This window comes from Streptobacillus ratti, from assembly GCF_001891165.1.
GTDB classification, from domain to species: Bacteria; Fusobacteriota; Fusobacteriia; order Fusobacteriales; family Leptotrichiaceae; genus Streptobacillus; species Streptobacillus ratti.
On record NZ_LKKW01000104.1, the window covers coordinates 1 to 315 of the forward strand.

Consider the following 315-nt stretch of genomic DNA (forward strand, 5'->3'; position numbering starts at 1 on the left):
TCATCGACCAGCGCGCCGAAGCCCGGCGTCTGCCCGGCGGATAAGTCCATGGTGCAAACCACGCTTTACTTCGGTCTGAGCCGCCCGGCGGGGAAAGACATCACCGCTGAAGAGTGGCAACAGTTTGTCGACCGTGACGTCACGCCGCGCTTTCGCGACGGGCTGACGGTGTTTGATGCCCACGGCCAGTGGCTTGGCCAGAATGGTCAGGTGGTGCGGGAGCAGAGCAAGGCGCTGATGGTGATCCATGGGCATGACGCGCAGAGCGAGGCGGGGATTGAGGCTCTGCGCCAGGGCTATAAATCAAGCATCGCG

1 protein-coding gene is annotated in these 315 nt (G+C 63.2%); it reads left to right on the forward strand.

Translation table 11 applies throughout. From position 1 onward, the window contains the following. Positions 1–315: DUF3574 domain-containing protein (locus BT993_RS06980; RefSeq protein ID WP_208600532.1), on the forward strand; the 315-nt coding region annotated here is incomplete at both ends.